The organism is Mycobacterium sp., assembly GCF_035274705.1.
GTDB lineage: Bacteria > Actinomycetota > Actinomycetes > Mycobacteriales > Mycobacteriaceae > Mycobacterium.
The window spans coordinates 26737-44587 of record NZ_DATENY010000130.1; the positions used below are offsets into that span (position 1 = coordinate 26737).

8 protein-coding genes are annotated in these 17851 nt (G+C 66.3%); 6 read left to right on the plus strand and 2 right to left on the minus strand.

Annotated elements, in window-relative coordinates; all coding sequences use genetic code 11:
* Positions 1-9: 9 nt before the first annotated feature.
* Positions 10-1176, minus strand: a complete 1167-nt coding sequence (locus VJV41_RS26910) for an acyl-CoA dehydrogenase family protein (protein ID WP_325338975.1) — start codon at positions 1174-1176, stop codon at positions 10-12.
* Positions 1177-2694: a CoA-acylating methylmalonate-semialdehyde dehydrogenase gene (locus tag VJV41_RS26915; RefSeq protein WP_325338977.1), complete on the minus strand. Its 1518-nt coding sequence runs from the start codon at positions 2692-2694 to the stop codon at positions 1177-1179. It abuts the gene before it with no gap.
* A 274-nt stretch (positions 2695-2968) separates the two neighbouring features.
* Between VJV41_RS26915 and VJV41_RS26920 the strand changes: the two genes are divergently transcribed.
* The 6 genes from VJV41_RS26920 to VJV41_RS26945 are packed head-to-tail and all read left to right on the plus strand — an operon-like array spanning position 2969 to position 17829.
* A complete protein-coding gene (locus VJV41_RS26920; protein ID WP_325338979.1) occupies positions 2969-6256 on the plus strand; it encodes a DUF6603 domain-containing protein in 3288 nt (1095 codons plus the stop codon).
* Entirely contained in the window at positions 6253-9315 is a 3063-nt protein-coding gene (locus VJV41_RS26925; protein ID WP_325338981.1) for a hypothetical protein, read from the plus strand. The genes VJV41_RS26920 and VJV41_RS26925 overlap by 4 nt, the downstream gene beginning before the upstream one ends.
* Positions 9312-13535: a hypothetical protein gene (locus tag VJV41_RS26930; RefSeq protein WP_325338983.1), complete on the plus strand. Its 4224-nt coding sequence runs from the start codon at positions 9312-9314 to the stop codon at positions 13533-13535. Before VJV41_RS26925 ends, VJV41_RS26930 begins: the two co-directional genes overlap by 4 nt.
* The gene (locus VJV41_RS26935) at positions 13532-15151 is read left to right on the plus strand and encodes a hypothetical protein (RefSeq protein WP_325338985.1); all 1620 of its coding nucleotides are present in this window, start codon (positions 13532-13534) and stop codon (positions 15149-15151) included. Before VJV41_RS26930 ends, VJV41_RS26935 begins: the two co-directional genes overlap by 4 nt.
* Positions 15152-15157: 6 nt before the next feature.
* A complete protein-coding gene (locus VJV41_RS26940) occupies positions 15158-16402 on the plus strand; it encodes a hypothetical protein (RefSeq protein ID WP_325338987.1) in 1245 nt (414 codons plus the stop codon).
* The gene (locus VJV41_RS26945) at positions 16399-17829 is read left to right on the plus strand and encodes a hypothetical protein (protein ID WP_325338989.1); all 1431 of its coding nucleotides are present in this window, start codon (positions 16399-16401) and stop codon (positions 17827-17829) included. The genes VJV41_RS26940 and VJV41_RS26945 overlap by 4 nt, the downstream gene beginning before the upstream one ends.
* The last annotated feature ends 22 nt before the right edge of the window (positions 17830-17851 follow it).

Sequence of the window (17851 nt, forward strand, 5' to 3'; positions counted from 1 at the left end):
GCAGCCCTTCTATGCGGATGCGCGGGCCCGAGCCGCCTCGGCCCGACCGATGACCACGCGCATGATTTCGTTGGTTCCTTCGAGGATGCGATGCACCCGCAGGTCGCGGACGATCTTCTCCAGCCCGTACTCGCGCAGATACCCGTAGCCGCCGTGCAGCTGCAGCGCTTGATCCGCCACCTCGAAGCAGGCGTCGGTGACGTAGCGCTTGGCCATCGCGCACAACTCCACCTTCTCGGGATGGTTTTCGTCGAGAGCTGTTGCGGCGCACCACAACAGGGTTCGCGACGTCTGCAATGCGGTGGCCATGTCGGCGAGCGTGAACCGGATGGTGGACTCGTCGATCAGGGCACCGCCGAACGCCTGCCGGTCGGCGAGATAGTTCGCCGCCTTGCCGTAGGCAGTCTGCGCGCCGCCCAATGAGCACGCCGCGATGTTGATGCGCCCGCCGTTGAGCCCGTTCATCGCGATGCCGAAGCCGGTGCCTTCGCCGTCGGCGCCGCCGAGCATCGCATCGGCCGGTACCCGCACTCCTTCGAAGACCACTTGCGCGGTGGGCTGGGCGTTCCAGCCCATTTTCTGCTCGTCGGCACCAAAACTCAGTCCGGGCGTGTCCTTTTCGACCACGAACGCTGAGATTCCGCGCGGGCCGTCGCCGCCGGTGCGGGCCATCACGACGTACACGTCCGACGCCCCGGCGCCCGAGATGAACTGCTTGACGCCGTCGATGACATAGTCGTCACCCTGGCGAACGGCCTTGGTGCGTAACGCACCCGCATCTGAGCCGGCACCCGGCTCGGTCAGGCAGTAGGAGGCGATCGCCTCCATCGACGCCAGCCGCGGCACCCAGGACTTGCGCTGTTCGTCGGTGCCGAAGGTGTCGACCATCCATGCGCACATGTTGTGGATGGACAGGAATGCCGCAATGGTGGGATCGGCGGCGGCGAGCTGCTCGAAGATGCGCACCGCATCCAGTCGCCGCAGTTCGCTGCCGCCGACATCCTCCCGGCAGTAGATCGCCGCCATGCCGAGCTCGGCCGCCTCCCGCAGTACGTCGGTGGGGAAGTGGTGGTTCTCGTCCCACTCCAACGCATATGGGGCGAGCCGCTTTTCGGCGAACGCGGCCGCCGTCTCGGTGATCACGCGTTCGTCGTCGTCCAGCCCGAAGTAGTCCATTTACTTCATCGTCGGGATGACGAACTCGGCTCCGTGGCTACCCGCGGGCCACCGCTGCGTCACCGTCTTGACCTTGGTGTAGAAGATGATCGACGACGGGCCGTGCTGGTTGAGGTCGCCGAAGCCGGACCGCTTCCAGCCGCCGAAGCTGTGGTAGGCCACCGGCACCGGAATCGGCACGTTCACGCCGACCATGCCGACCTGGACCCGGGACACGAAGTCGCGTGCGGTGTCGCCGTCGCGGGTGAAAATCGCGACGCCGTTGCCGTATTCGTGCTCGGAGGGAAGCCGTAGCGCCTCCTCGTAGTCCTTCGCGCGGACCATGCACAACACCGGGCCGAAGATCTCGTCGGTGTAGATCGACATGTCGGGGGTGACATGGTCGAAGAGTGTCGGGCCGATAAAGTAGCCGCCTTCGAGGTTGGCATCTCCGAATTGCAGGTCGTCGCTGGTTCGTTCACGACCGTCGACGACGGCTTCGGCGCCAGCCTCGACACCCTGGTCGATGTAGTCCTTCACCCTGGTCAGCGCGGCCTCGGTGACTAACGGTCCATAGTCGGCCTTCGGGTCCAGGCTGTGGCCCACCCTCAGGTTGTTGACTCGTTCGATCAGCCTGGCGCGCAGGCGATCTGCGGTCTGCTCGCCGACGGGAACCGCGACGCTGATCGCCATGCAGCGCTCACCGGCGCTGCCGTAGCCGGCGCCGATCAGGGCGTCGACCGCGTTGTCGAGGTCGGCGTCGGGCATGACGATCATGTGGTTCTTGGCGCCGCCGAAGCACTGTGCCCGCTTGCCGTGCGCCGCGGCGCCGGAGTAGATGTACTGCGCGATGTCGGAGCTGCCGACGAAACCGACGGCCTTGATGTCCGGGTGTTCGAGGATGGCGTCGACGGCTTCCTTGTCGCCGTGCACCACCTGGAACGCGCCGGGCGGCAGGCCGGCCTCCAGGAACAGCTCGGCCAGCCGAACTGGCACAGAGGGGTCGCGCTCGGACGGCTTGAGGATGAATGCGTTGCCGCACGCCAGCGCGGGCCCGGCCTTCCACAGCGGAATCATCGCGGGGAAGTTGAACGGGGTGATGCCGGCGACCACGCCGAGTGGCTGGCGCAGGGAGTAGACGTCGATACCGGTGCCCGCGCCCTCGGTGTATTCGCCCTTGAGCAGATGGGGGATGCCGACCGCGAACTCGATCACCTCGATGCCGCGCTGGATGTCGCCCTTCGAATCCGCGACGGTCTTGCCGTGTTCCAGCGAGAGCAGCTCGGCCAGCTCGTCGACGTTCTTGTTGACCAGGTCGATGAACTTCATCATCACGCGGGCGCGCCGCTGCGGGTTGAAGGCGGCCCACTCCTTCTGCGCCTCGACGGCGCCGGCAACCGCGGCATCGACGTCGGCCGACGAGGCCATCGGCGCCTTGGCTTGCACCTGCCCGGTGTTGGGGTTCATCACGTCGGCGGTGCGCCTGGATTGTCCGGCGGTGCGCTTGCCGTCGATGAAATGCGAAATCTGTGTGGTCATGAGTCTGTCCCTCGCCCGAATGGCTGAATACTTGGATATCCTAGTAAATCGTTGACGGGCATGCAAGGGGCTCTCTCCGCGTGACGGCAGCAGCGACAGCACGCGCCGCTAAAAGCTTTTGTGCGGTCAGGGAATTACTCCGCGAGCCGCGGTCGATCGGGCGTAATATCCCGCCCGGGATTCATCGCATAAGCGGGATGACCTGGGCAGGGCGTCACAACGTTTAAGGGGACGCAGGGGATGGGTTTGCCGCCAAGCGATGCGACTTGCGCCCGTGACTGATTCGTCGCCGGGCCCACCCACAGCCCTCGACGGCGCGATCGTCACCTTTCTGCTGCGCGTCGTCGACCAGTTCGAAACGTTGATCTCCGATCCGGAGAAGCTGCTGGCGACCCTCCACGGGATCGGGCTGGATGCCCCAGCAGTCGACGAAATCCAAACCTTTCTGACGGCTCGGGCGGCGGACATCTCGAAGATTTCGACGGATCTTCCGAAACTCGTGGCAGTCCTGGACAGTAGCGACCCGGACTACATGTCGCTCATCACTGCGGCTACTGATCTGTGGACCGTCGTCAGTGGCCTGGTCGACAACGCGCCCAAGCTCGACGCGGCGAGCCTTCCGTTGGCCCCGGCTCTTCCGAACGGCGATGTGATCGGCCAACTCGTGACGCTCGCGGTCGACCGGGCATTGCGCGCAAGCAGCACGGCAGTGTGGGCGGCCATGGCCTCCACCGGCTTCGTAGGGCCGGGCGCCAGCATCCTCAACTCGGTGTCCGAGGCGACCTCACACCCCTTCGCCTATGTCTGGCAGCTCTATCAGTTGGTCCGGCGCGAGAACACACTGTCGGTCGCGGGGGTACTCACCGGGCCGCGGGTGGTTTCGATGTCGACTGTCGAGCTCGGCGCGAAGTCGCAGCCGAACCCGGACGTACAGATTGCGTTCGGGGCGGACGTCGTCGTGCTGCAACGCCTGGTGCTCAAGCTGGCGGCCGACACGTACGGCACGCCGATCACGCTTGTCGTTGATTTCATCGGCACTGACGCGGTGCCGCCCAAATTCGTGGCGGCGGTCTTGACCGTCGAGGCAACTCAAGCCCCGATCAACATCGGCTCGACGCTTGCGCTCGCCGTGTCACCTCCGAATCTCGAAGTCGCAGTTGCGATGACGGGCTTGGGGGCGGTGAAGGTAATCGGGGCGACGTCGCCGACCCTGACGCTCAGCGCTAAGACACCGCGCGTCTTCATGGTGGGGTCGGACGGGGGCATCCACGTGAGGCTGCAGCAGCCGGTGTTCGAGGCGTCGGTCTCACCGACCTCGTGGGACGTCCGCTTCGGTGCAACCGGCTTCGAACTCGCGATTCCCCGATCGGCGGTCGGCTCACTTCTGGGCATCCTCCTGCCCGACAGCGGGGTCAGCCTGCAGGGCAAGCTTCTGTTCAGACTCGACGCCGACGGCTTCCACTTCGACGGCGGTGTCGGTCTGACCAAGTCATGGCCCGACGTTGTGCACCTACCTGGTCTGGTGGTGCACAGCCTGACGACCGCGCTCGATATCTCCGGCGCCGATTTCCCGGTTTCGGCGAAGGGCACCGTGGTCGCATCGCTGGGCCCGCTGACCGTCACCATCGACGGCTTCGGTGTGATGCAGCCGCTGCGTCTGACCACCGATGGCAGCGGAAACCTCGGCGTCATCGACCTGCAGCCGCCCAGCTTCGCGACACCGAGCGGCATCGGGGTGGCGATCGACGCCAATGTCCTCAAGGGCGGGGGCTTCCTGCGGATAGCCGATCACGAGATCGCCGGAGCAATGGAGATCGCGCTCACGCTCGGCACGCTGGAGCTTTCGATCCAGGCGTTCGGCAGCATCCGGGAAGTCAACGGCCACGTGAGTTTCGTCGTCGTCATGTCGGTGCAGTTTGCGCCGCCAATCGAGATCTTCCTCGGCTTGACACTCAACGCCGTCGGCGGCGTGTTCGGACTCAACCGCACTGTCGACACATCGTCGCTGCGCGCCCTGGTGCGCGACGGCCGCGCCACCGACGTCCTTATCCCAAACAACCTGGCGTCCCGGGCAGACGCCGTGCTGGCCGCCGTCGACGCGATCTTCCCGGCCAAATCCGACCAATACATCGTCGGCCCGATCGTCGAGTTGGGCTGGGGCCGTCCGGTGCCGATGGTGGTGATGACCGCCGGCATCGTTTTTACCTTCCCCAACCCGGCCGCCGTTGTGATCATCGGCGAAGTCCAGATCGCGGTTCCCGATCCCACCCTGCCCGTCATCTATCTGCAGGCCGACTTCGCGGGCACCATCAACCTCACGACCGGCGACGTCGCGTTCGATGCCGCGCTCACCAGATCGCGCATCGGGACATTCGACGTCACCGGCGACATCGCATTGCGTGGCGGCTCGCAGAGCTTCGTGTTCACGGCAGGCGGTTTCAATCCGCGCTTCACTCCGCCGCCCGACCTGACCGGCTTGCGGCGGCTGAGTATTTCACTGTCTCCGAGCCCGCTGTTGAGCATCTGGGCGGACGCCTATTTGGCGATCACTGCCAGTTCGCTGCAGTTCGGCGCCGGGATGTACCTGGAGGCCAAACTTGGGCCCATCGGCGCTAAGGGGCATCTGAGCCTCGACACGTTGATCCATACGGAGCCGAAGCTGCACTTCAGCACGTCGATCGCCGGTCAATTCCAGTTGACCGTGGCTGGAGACGATATCTGTTCAATCAGCCTCGACCTGCTGCTCGAGGGTCCGGGCCACTGGCACGCGCACGCTCACGCGAGCATCGACCTGTTCTTCTTCTCGGTGTCCGGCACGCTGGACCTCGGGTGGGGGACGGACTCCCCGCTGCAGCTCGGCCCCCCGGTTGATGTGCCGGCGAAGGTGCGTGAGGCGCTGTCGGAAGACGCGGTGTGGATGCACGTGCTGCCCGCCGCCGACGGCGGTACGGTCCAGCTGCGCTCAGGCGCCGATGCGCTTCATCCGCTCGGGGTGGTGCGCTTGACGCAGACCGCCGCACCCCTCGATGTCGCCTTAGCGAAGTTCGGCGCCGACGCGGTGGTGTCACCGGACCCGGTGACCGTGGCGATCGTGGCGACGGGCGGAGTCGTGGTGAGCGCACAGGAGCTCTTCGCCACCTCGCAATTCTTCGAACTCAGCGATGAGGACCGCCTGTCGAAGCCCGCTTTTCTGCCCTTCGATGCGGGTGGGAGCCTGCAGGGTGAGACCTGGCAGGTAAGCGACGCGGTGACGGGCAGCGTCATCTACGAGGAGAGCCTCGGCGACGACTCCACCGGTGCGCCGCACCGCAACTTCCGGCCGCTGGACGCGATCGCACTCGGGTGGGCGGGCCTCGGCGCCGCCGGCCGCGCGCACATGTCGACGCCGTCGCGAACCGTCCCTCCCAAGATCGCGGTGTCAGCGCCCACTTACTCGGTGGCCGACGCGGCGACCGGTGCCATCGTGGCTACCGGAGCAGCCGCGGCCCTGATGGCCTCCACGCGAATCTCGGCCGACCGAGTCGCCGTCGCCGACTTCGAACTGCGGACGGTGGGCACATGACCGATGCGCAGTTCACCTTTTCCTCGATGATCCATCGAGGATTCTTCGCCGACGCCAGCGCGCAGACCAGCGTCATGGTCACCGTTTCGGGCCAGCCGCCACTGACTCGTCAGGTTGCGATGATGACGCCGGGCGACGTCATCGGGATACCGAATCGCCAAATCATCCGGTGCACCCCGCCCAACGGGCTATCCGACGCCGAGCCGAACTACCTGGCGGCGGTCGAGTTCGACTCGCCAGACCTGCCGTGGATGTTCAGCAGGAAGTCGGCGAGCGGGCCGACTCTGCCGTGGATCACCCTTGCGGTTATCGATGAGACGGCACTGACGGTCGACCCGCTCTCGCCGTCGCCGCTGGGCACAAAGCTCACGATTGACTCTGCGCAGCTTCCGAATCCAGCGGAGTCGTGGATGTGGGCCCACAGCCAGTTGCTCGGGTCCGACACCGTGCCGGACGATCCGTCGCGCTCACTGTCGCGCCTGATCAGCTCCCGACGGTTGCAGGCCGATCACCGTTACCTCGCCTGCGTCGTTCCGGTCTTCGCCGCCGGACGAGACGCCGGGCTAGGCGAGGATCCCGGCCCGGTTCGCACGAGCATGGACCTTGCGTGGGGCGGTGCGGGCGGCGACGTGACGCTGCCGGTGTACTACTTCTGGCGGTTCGCAACGGGACCGAACGGTGACTTCGAGTCCCTGGTTCGTCGCCTGCACGGAGTGGCTTTGCCTGCCGGTCTCGGTCGGCGCCGGCTGCAGCTGGACTTCCCGATGAGTGGACTGCCCGCACCCGACGCGGCCGGTGCCGATCTGGATCTGCACGTTGCGCTGCAACCCCCCGGCGAAACCCTCGATGACATTGCACCTTTGGTAGGGCAGAGCTATCTCGACTCCCTGCGGTCTCGGCTGGTCGACGCCGGTTACGACGTGTCGCTCCTGACATCCAATCCGGACGCGCCGCCCGTCGTGGGCCCACCGGTCTACGGCCAGCTCGCGGCCGGACCCAGCGCAACCGTAGGCACCCTCGACACGACGGCGCCGCCGTGGGTGCGGCAAACCAACCTTGATCCGCGGCTACGCGTCGCGGCAGGTCTTGGGTCAGAAGTCGTGCGGCGCAACCAGGATCGCTACGTCGAGGAAGCGTGGCGTCAAGTCGGCGCAGTTCTCGCCGCCAACGCGCTGCGTCGGCGGGCCGAGTTCTCGCTGGCCGCGAGCGCGACACTGCACCGGCGGTGGATCTCGCAGCTACCGGCCGCGGATCTGGTCACATCCACCGCGCCGGTGCACTCGCGCGTCCTCGTGGCTGCGGGTCAGACTCTCACCGGACGCCTGCGTCAATCTCCGCTTCCACCGTCGATCGTGTCGGTCGAATACCGCCGCGTCACACGTGCTCGCGGGAACCTGACCGGTGCAGCCCGGTGGTCGGCCGCAACGGGGCCGACGGTGCTTGGGCAGAAATCGGCTGAGCCTCATCCACTTTCGGTTGATGTCCCGCTGGACACGATCGACGCGTTGGAGCCGCCCAGCCAGGTGTGGGGCATCGCCGCGGTGCCCGGCATCCTGGCCCGGCTCGTTCCGGATCTTGACCAAACCACCCTCACACCTGCACAGGCGGCGACCCAGCTCGACGCCCTCAGCCAGCTGGAGACCGTTCGGTTCGTCGCGCCCGCCGACGTACCAACCAAAGTCGGATCGATCGACGGCGACGCCGTTCTGAGCGCGGCCGGTATGGTACCGACCTCCCAACCCAGCCCCACCGGGCCGGTTCACGGGCACCCCGTTGCAGGACAACCGATTTCGACGCAACCCGTTGCGGGGCAACCGCACATCGCGCATGGCACCGCGGCGACCCAGGTCGCCAGCTCCACCATCAGCCGCGAGGTGTTCGGCCAAATCGCCTCTGGCACTTTCGTTCAGCCTGCCGCGCCCGCGTTGAAGTTCACGATTCCGCCCGTCAAACTCACCCCGCTGCGACTGCAGATCTCCGATGTCGCCAAGGCCCTCCTCGGTGCCACGATCGTCGCCACGGACGCCTCGGCGCTTCCAATCACCAGCCTGGTCAACGGATTCGACACGTTGCGGGCGACCATCGTGGGTGCGCTCGACCCGTCGAAGACCATCGTATCGATGGTCAATTCCCAGATCTCATCCCTGACAGCGCCACAGGCGGCAGTGTTCGATGACATCATGGCCGCACCCGCTCTGTCGGAGCCGACGTATCAGGCGCTGGCCGACATCTCCCATGACTGGATACTGCCGGGTGTCGACGCGCTGCCCGCGGACACGACGACGCTGGTCGAATCAAACCGCGCATTCATCAACGCATTCCTCGTCGGAATGAACCACGAACTGGCGCGGGAGCTGTTGTGGCGCGAGTATCCGACGGACCAACGCGGCACATACAGTAGGCAGTTCTGGTCACACCGCGACACCGGTAATCCGGCGGACCAATACGACCTGACGCACCTGTTACATGAGGTGCCCACGCGGGACTTACCGGCGCTGAGCGACAGGCCGGGAGAGGTGGCCGCGCCGCTTGTCCTCGTGGTCAAGGGCGACGTGGTCCGTCGCTACCCGGGCATAATCGTGACCGCGGCGCACACCAAGAAGTCCGGCGCCGGTCGTGCCATGGATCCGGCCACCGAAATCCAGCCCGATTTCACCGCGCGCCTCGATCCGGACGTGCTACTCGTGGGCTTCAACAGTTTGAGCGCAGACCTGGTTTGGTCAGCGGCAGGCAACGAGGACACCGCGTGGTGGTTCTTCTTCGCCGAGCATTTCACCGAACCGCGGTTCGGGCTCGACGAGCCGACCGTCACGGCGCCCGCGACTCCGACCGACTGGAACGACGCATCGTGGGGAGACGCGGCCCTGGACGCCGATGGTCGGCTGTGCGCATTGAGTTTTGTCGGCGGCGCCATCCCGAAAACTGCGCCGGGCGGCCCCGCCGGTCCGACGTTCAACTGGCACAGCAACAGCTCATCGGTCGCTTGGATACTGTTGCAGTATCCGTTCCGGCGCGGAGTGCGTGGCACCGATCTTCTGCCTCCGAGGCCGGTCGCATGAACCACCCGATCCCGACCCCGGTCCCCGACCGCGGCGTTGGTCCCGTCGTCGGCGGCCAGCACAGCCCAGTCATCGCCGGTGTCGACGCCGAAGTTCCGATCGCGATGCTGCCCATCCGGATTGAGACGAGATTCGCCGGGACAGACACAGCGCCGCAACTTCAGGTTCGCCTATACCCCGACGATGTGCACCTCGACGGGCATGACACCCGCCTGACAGACGGCGAGGCCTTGGCGGGCCAGAAGTACTGGACGACGCTGCGCGCTGCCGGACCCGCCGACCAGGCGTGGGCGCAGTTGTTGTCCGACGTCGGTCCCACCCGGGCGATCTGGGTGCGCCAGGCGCTCACGCCGACCAACGATGCAGGTGCCCCGACCTTCCCGACGGTGGAAACGACAGCAGGGTCAACCGGTTTGGCCGCGCTGGCCCGCGCGCTGCCCGACACGTTCGTTGTGCGAGCGCGCTATGCGGGCGGCGAAATAGCCGTCCATGGCAGCGCCATCCCCGCCCAGCTGCAAGTCGGCCTGGAGTTCGGGAAGGACGCAGATACCAATGCGCAACCGGCCGCGGCGCCTCCGACGAACGCCGATGCCACGCTCGTACTCGACGAGGGCATGCGCTGGATGTCCGATTTCGCCGACGCGTTGGCTGTCGGCATGGCGGTCACGATCGATCTTCCGCCGCACACCACCACGGTCGACGACGTGGTCGCCGTGGGGGTCTCCGTCGCTGATCCTGTGGCGGGCAGCAAGCGACTCGCAGCGCTGATTGAAGCCCACCGCCTCAGCGACGGCGCCGCTTTAATCACTCCGGGCACACCCACCAACAATCTGGCGGATTCGGCGAGCGGATATTCGATCAATGCCGTGCCGGCTCCCGCGCCGGCCCCAGCCCCGGCGCCGGGTTCTGCGGCCGCTGCGCTTGCTGGCGCGCTCGGCATGGACTCCGCCGTGCTCGCGGCCCTCGACGGCGCGTCAAGCATGGAACTCGCCGAAGCAACGGCCATGAGCCGGGCGCTTTTTGAGGCCACATGGGGCACGTTTCTGCGCGGGCAGGCCCAACCCGGATTCAACTTGAATCTGCTGCCGCAGGTGTACGCGCATGTGACGAACTTCGTACGGGCAGGAGGTCCGCTGCCGACGATTCGGCTCGGCCGACAGCCCTACGGCGTCGTGCCGGTCATGGCCGCAGGAGGCTGGAGGCCACTGTCCGAATCCGCATTCCAGGGCTGGCTGAGCAGCTTCCTGCCGCGGATCCGCAACCTGTGGACGTCCGGCATCGCCGATGCTCCCGCCGGGCCGGACCTGTTCGCGCAGGAACCCGTCACTACGCGCGTTCGCCTGCGCACCACGCAACCGGGCCCGGCGATCGACTTCCTGATGGCCGGTGGCTACGCCGATCCCACCGGCAACTCCGAGTACAGCCGGCTCAGCATGATGGCCGAACTCGGCTTCACCAACGCGATGCCGTCGATCGTCCACCAATTCAATAACAACGCCGCCGCCAACCTGTGGTTGCCGATGGCGGCTGACGCGGACACGGTGTTCGACATCCTTGCCCCAGACCCGAAGAAGGCCACGAGCGTTCTTGGTCTCTTGCTGCGCAATTCGGCACTGCGGATCGCCGCGGATGCCACGAACGAATTCATCGGTCTAGGTGGCGGACGCGTCGCCGAGCAGGTCGCCAGGCAGACCGCGTACGTGACCGTCGCGAACCTGCCGGCTGCGGCCGGGGTCGCCACACCGCTGCAACCAGGGTTCACCGCGGAGCGCGTCGCGCAGACCGATCAGGCGATGCGGGCCAGTGCCGGAAAGGATGTCGACGGCGCGGCGTTCACCGTCGGCGACCGACTGACTGCCATCGTCAACAATCCGGCATCCTTTCCGGCGGATCTGGCCCGCTACTACAACAGCGACGCATTGGCTGCTTTCCGGGATTCGCTTGCGCCACTTGCCGAAATCGCGACCGAGCGACGTGCCGTCCTGACCGGACAGATCATCGACGGCGCTTCGCACCGATATGACGCCTGGGTCACCTCGCTCGCGACTGCAAGGCTGGCCGGAATGCAGGCTCGCAAACCCGGGATCCAGGTCGGTGCGTGGGGCGCGGTGCACGGTCTCCAACGACGGCAGGCGACACCCGTGGCCGCCACGGGCACTATCCCCGATGGTACCGAAACCTCAAGGGCCAGCGGAGGATTCGTGCTGGCACCGTCCCCGCGCCATGCGAGCGCCGCTGGTGTGCTCAGGGCCGCGTGGATGGCACATGACGGACGGGCCGGCGGTGCGCTTGCACCGTTTGCCACCGGTCTGAACTCGGTCGCGGTGCGTAGGGCGTTGGCCGTTGCGGACGGAATGCGCAACGGCCAGCAGCTTGGGGCGCTACTCGGCTACCAGCTGGAGCGTGCGATCCACGACGCTTCGGGCACTGGCGGCATCGAAATCGACTGGACTGTCTACGTTCTCCGGCGGCAATTCCCGCTCAAAGTCGACACGATCGACAACGCCCCACACGCCTCCTCCGAGCGAACCGTCGCCGACGGGTGGAAGCTCGCCCAGGCCGAAACGGCCACACCGGGATCGGTTGTTGCGGGCATCGTCTCCGACGGCGACCCGAACCAGCCGTCGCTGTCACCGGCGGAGCGCGCTGCGCTGCAGTCGGCAATCGGTGACCTGCTCAGCACTCTCGACGCATTCGCTGACCTGGGACTGGCCGAGTCGATGTACCAGCTCGCGGGGGCGAACTACGAGCGTGCCGCGGCCGCGCTGGACATGGTGGGGCGCGCGTCGCCGCCGCCCGACTCCTTCGAATCAATGGCGACCCCGCGCGGTGGCCGCGGCATCGAACAGCGCCTCGTGATCACATTCGGCGACAGCCAACGCCCGCCCGGATACGCGACCGACACACCGCGCGCGCGACTGGCACCGGCCGCGGACGCCTTCGTCGCCCGTCGGCTGGGGCCGATCGACTCGATACGGGTGCGGCTGCTCGACGATGCCGGCAACCAGATTGCGGACCCTCTGCTGTCATCACTGGGCCTGTCGGCACTCGACATCGCCGCACTCGATTTGAGCGCAGACACCATCACGCTGCAAAGCTGGGATTCGCCCGACACGTTCCCCGGGGCGCCTAACTCGAACCCGGGCTTGCAGGGCGTCGCGCGGCTGCTGCTCGCCGCAAACCAGCCAGGCGCGGCAGCAGTCGGGTTCGAATTGACTCAGGACGCCGCACTGCTCAATCTGCTCGACCACGCGGCCGCCTGGCAGAAGACCCTGGCGGGGCGGGCACCACTGACCCCGCAGACGTTTCACGCTCGGGCGCAACTGGATTCGAGTTTGGATAGCTCTGGCCTCGCTGCGACAGTGGCGGCCCTGTCCGCCGAGCTGGCGGCCGCTGCACCGGGGGAGCTGGGCGCCTGGGGGATCGCGAGCTCCGACCTGAACACCGCCGCCAACCGAGTGGCAACGGCGTCGAAGGCGCCGGATCCCGTCACGGCGACCGCGGCGCTGTTGGGCGCACCCGCGGTAGTCGAGGGGACCCTGCCCGCGTTTCCCACCGACATCGCCGCCGGTCTCGGGGACCAGAGCGCCGCGCTGGGCGACGGATCGGGCATCCTCGCGCGGTGGCTGCAGGACACCGCGCGGGTACGAAACGCAGCGGACTCCCTCCAGGATGCCTTGCTGCACAACGACTTAACTGCGAGCCCGCCCGTCGGCACGTGGGCTGCCCAGTCCCCGGCGGCTCCCTGGGCTGACGGCGTTGACCCGGCATCCGCGCACCGCTGGGTCGGGCTGCCGTTCCCCGTCGCCCTTGCAGGCCCGCCCGTGACGAGTGTCGTCGTGGTCGGCGACAACGTGACCGGTGTGGTGACCGGCATCGAACTGGATGCCTGGACCGAGGTGGTCCCGAATCCGACTGGTGCTGCGGCGGTCGCCGCCAATCTGTCAACGCCGGATGCCCGGGCGCCCAACGTGATCCTGCTGGCGGTCCCGCCGGACACGTCCACGCCGTGGACCGAGGACGCGTTGTTTTCGGTCGTCGACGAGGCCCTCGAACTTGCCGACTGCAGGATGGTGGACTTCGATGCGGTGCGCCGGGTCCCCGCTTTCCTGCCCGCGGTCTACCTCGCCCAGTTCAATGAGGATGACGTCGGATTGCGCAGGTTCCTCGGACTCGCACACAATTTCCCGACCCGCTGGGTGAGCGAGGCGACGCCATGACGACCGTTTATTCGATGACGCGCGTCGAACCCGTCTGCCGCGGCGGCGACCCGGGGAGGGGCCTGGCCGCCACCGTTGAGGACCCGTTCTGGATGTTGGCCCGCCAGCGACAATTCGGGGAGCTGAGCGGTGAGGACGCCGGATCGCCCGTGCAGGTCACCTTCGTTCAGACGGAGACACCGTTCGACTGCTGGCGGCCCGCTGGCGGCGTGGTATTGCCGTATTCGCCGCAAACCGATGTGGTCGAAGCCCTGGTCGCGGGGGAGGCCGCGGGCCCCGCCCACAGCACCCGTGACCGCATCCAGGCCGGCCGGGCGCTCGCGGCGGCGGTGCCCGCTACGGTGAACACCGCGCTCCTGCACGCGTTTCCGGTGCCGCTGACCGACGATTCGCCGCGGCGCCTCGTGGGCGCGGCGCGCCTGTTCGCCGATGGGCTGGCGGTGGCGGCTGCCGTTGCCGGGGCTGCCGGAGCACCGGACAGCGTGCTTGCCACCGCGCTGAGCCTTGCGGTCGGCGAGGCGAGCGCATCGAGGAGCGATCTCGAGGCGTTCGCCGATTGGTGCCGGATCAGCTTCGGCACCGGCCCAGCTAGCTGGATTCCCGAACGGCTCGAGCGCCGGTTCGAGCTGGGTGTCGGCGACGCTTCTGTGATCGGCGCGCCGGGACATACCCGAGAACGGGTCGACTGGTCGGATTTCGATGTCGTCGGCGAGCCCGGAGCACAAGCGACGCCAACGGTTACGTCGCGTAAGCGAATCCCCACGACCATTCAATTCCCCGGGATGCCGCGAAACCGATTTTGGGAGTTCGAGGATTCGAAGCTGGCTCTGTCTCGAATCGATGCCAGCACCACCGACCTCAGCCGGCTGGCCCTTGTCGAATTCAGCACCATCTACGGCAACGACTGGTTCACCTTCCCGCTCCCGGTCACCTACGGTTCAACGCAGTCGGTCACCGAACTGGTGGTGCGTGACACTTTCGGCACCCACGAACTCATCGCCCCCGCCGCCGATCAGCAGTGGGCGATGTTCCGACCGGTGGGCTCGTCGATCGCCGACCCGATCCTGGTGTTGCCCGCGGTAACGGCCAGCCCGCTGGCAGGCGAGGTGGTCGAAGAAGTCCGGTTCCTGCGAGACGAGATGGCCAACCTCGTCTGGGGTGTCGAGCAGCTCGTCACCGACGCCGAGGGCGACGTACACGACCTGCCCGACGAATACGTCAGGGCCGCGCAATCGAAATCGCTGTTGCTGACCGAAAGTGACCTCGCGTACCGGTTGATGACCGACGTTCCGGAGCATTGGATCCCGTTTATCCCGGTGCGAATTGGCGACGCGTCACGCCAGGTGGGGCTTGTCGAAGCAGTTCTGCCCCGCCCGGACAGCCTCGGGGATCTTGTCGCGTCGTCACCGAGATCCACTGTGCTGCAAGAACTTCGTGGCCAGGTGCTGCCCGAGGAGGAGGTGCCCACAGCCGGTGTTGTCGTGAGGCGGAGGTGGTTCTTGGCGCGATCGGCAGACGGCGGGCGGCATACCTGGGCGGCGCGGTCGGTTACTACGGGTCGGGGCGAGGGAGCCAGCGGCCTGCGCTTCGATGTCGCGCAGATGGGGCAGGGGTAATCGGCCATGCCGGAGATCACCTTCCTGATGGGCCTGGACGGCGCGGCGACCAACCGCTTCTACAGCCTCGCCAAGCAGTACTTCCAGGCCGGCAGCGGCACGGTCGTCGACGCTCCTGCGGCGGGGCAGACGATGGAAGGAGTCTTCAATAGTCTGCGCTCCCTCACCACAGTCCAAACGACGATCAACCTGGTTTCGCATGCCTCGGGATTCGGTGCCATGAATTGTGCGATAACTCAGGCAAAGCAAGTCAGCAGCGGCGGGATCATGACCGCAGATGACCTGCAGGATGCGCTCGCAAACAAGTGGCTGACTGCGCCGGGTCCAGCGGTGATCTCAAACAAAACCCGGGTTGTCATCTACGGCTGCGACGTAGGGCGATCGTCGCGATTCCTTACCATGCTGTCCGGGTTGTTCGGCAGCCCCGGTGAGGTGCTCGGCCCGCGACGCATTGGTGTTTTCGTAACGGACGGCACCACGGTGAAGTATCGCCAGGCGCAGACATGGTCATTGACCCGAAAGGCGCCGCTGGTCACGGGCGCAACGAGCGCACCCGCGGGCGGCTGGCCGGCGTTTCGTACCAAGTTCGTCACCGATGCGTCGCTCAAGTTCGGCCGCTACGTGACCGGCACCGGCGATCCGCTCGCCGACGATCACCTGACTGCGATGCTCAGCACGGCGGCAAGTCAGGCCACGACCGCCTTAGGGCCGACCTTCTTCCTGGAGGAGGGTGTCGACATTCTCCCGGCCGCCGGTCAAACTGCTGAGCAAGCAGCGCAGAGCATCCCTACGCAGACGAACGGCGACGCGGCGACCAGTCTTCCGGCGAGCGTCAGCCAAATCGACGACACGACGGTTGTGACGACGGTCGGTCCCGCCGACACCTACCCGACCACCCCGGCGAAGACCGCCTACCGGATTACTGTCGTGATTCTCGGGCAGATCATCGACAAGGACGTCATCATCTCCCAGGGCACGGACTACCAATGCTTCTGTGCCAGCAAGGGGCTGGCGCCGTCGCCGGGGCCCAAGGCGGCGAGCGCCGACGATGGCGATGCCGGCGCTGATCCGCTTCAGACTGCTGAGCAGTTATTGCTTGCAGGCGGAGTCAGCCAGGCTGATATCGATGATTTCCTGGCGAGTACACCGACCGGCGACGCGACCGAGGATATCGACACCGATGCGCCCGCGACGGTGCCGATCGAGGGCGATGCCGGCTCGGGCTATCCGAACCCATTGGAGACGGCATGACCGTCGTCGTACTGGGCGCTGTGGGAACCGACTGGAAGGCGGTAGCGCTGACCTGCCATTTCAGCGCGACGGCCGACGGCAATCCCCTTGCTGTCGCCGACGACACGACACCGGTCTGGACGATTCCCCCAGGTACAACAACCGTCGAGATCACCGCCACGCCGACCGTCCAGACGTTCTGGCCGACAACAGTGGCGCTCAATGTCAGCAACACGGGCGCGCTGACCCCCGCGGGACCAACGGCGGCCTTTGTCACCGTCCGGTCCCTCAGAGCCCTCGGCATCGAGTTCTCCTTTGCGTCGGTTGTACTCAGCCGGTTCAAGGACGTGTCGGATGATGTGCTGGCACTTTTGGGCAATCCCCCTACGACGCGTCAGGGCAAGCCGACCGACGTGGCCAAGCAGTACCAAGACAACTACGGCGTGTGGCCACCGCAGGACTGGGACTTCGATGACAAGCCGGATGCGCACTTTCTCGATCTGCCCGTGCCCGAGCAGGGCGTGAGCTTCTCGAAGGATCCCTCGGTGCACGTTGATGCGGAGAACGTCGTCCTGAGGTTGGCCGGAGTTGTTGCGCCCAAGCTGTGGGGAGTCAGTTGGCCGATGTCGCTCGACCGCAACGACAATGCGGATCCGACTCCGATCCTGCTGTTCCTTCGGCAGGGAAATGCTCAGTACATCGGCTCGTTCTTCGCCGGGGATGGCATGGACCCCTACCCCGATAACTTCGACTACGCCAGTTTCGGTCTTTACGACGATCTGGCCTATCCGGAGATCGACCCGTTCAACCAGCCCGGGTCAAAGGGCGTGCCCTACCAGGCCGCCAAAGCGGGCGCAAAGGCCGTCACTGTTCACCCCGTCAACAGCCTCCGCGAAGACTTCGGCGTGATCGAGTCGACCAAACAAATGGGCCGAATCCTTCTGGAACTGCAGGCGTTCATGTTCCGGCGTGCCGGTGTGACGACGTCACCGGCCACTCTCGGCAAGACGGCGATAGCGTCGTTCAGCTCGGGAACACATATCCTGGCCCGGATACTCGCCAGCCCGGACAATCGCGGGGAGACGTTCCTCAACGACACGGTGAACGCGGTCTACTTCCTCGATGCCCCGAAATGGTCCGTCGGGGATTGCGTTACTGCTGCCCTGGCCTGGCAAGGGAACCGCAACAAACGAGTGCGGTTTTACACCCAGGACCTGTGGGATCCCTTGACGAAGGTGATCACAACAAAGCTGCCCAAGGAGCCCTTCGTGGCGACCTCGCAGGATAACCGGCGGACCCTTGGATTGGTGTCCAGGAAAACATGGACCGCGTTGGTTAAGAACGCCATTGGAGCCCAGCTGTCGACGGACGAGGCCTGGCAATACGTGCACCACGCAACTGCGGCAATGATGTTGACGCACGCTCTGTCCCGAGGGGACTTCACCTAATCTCGAGCGCTGGCTGCCGCGC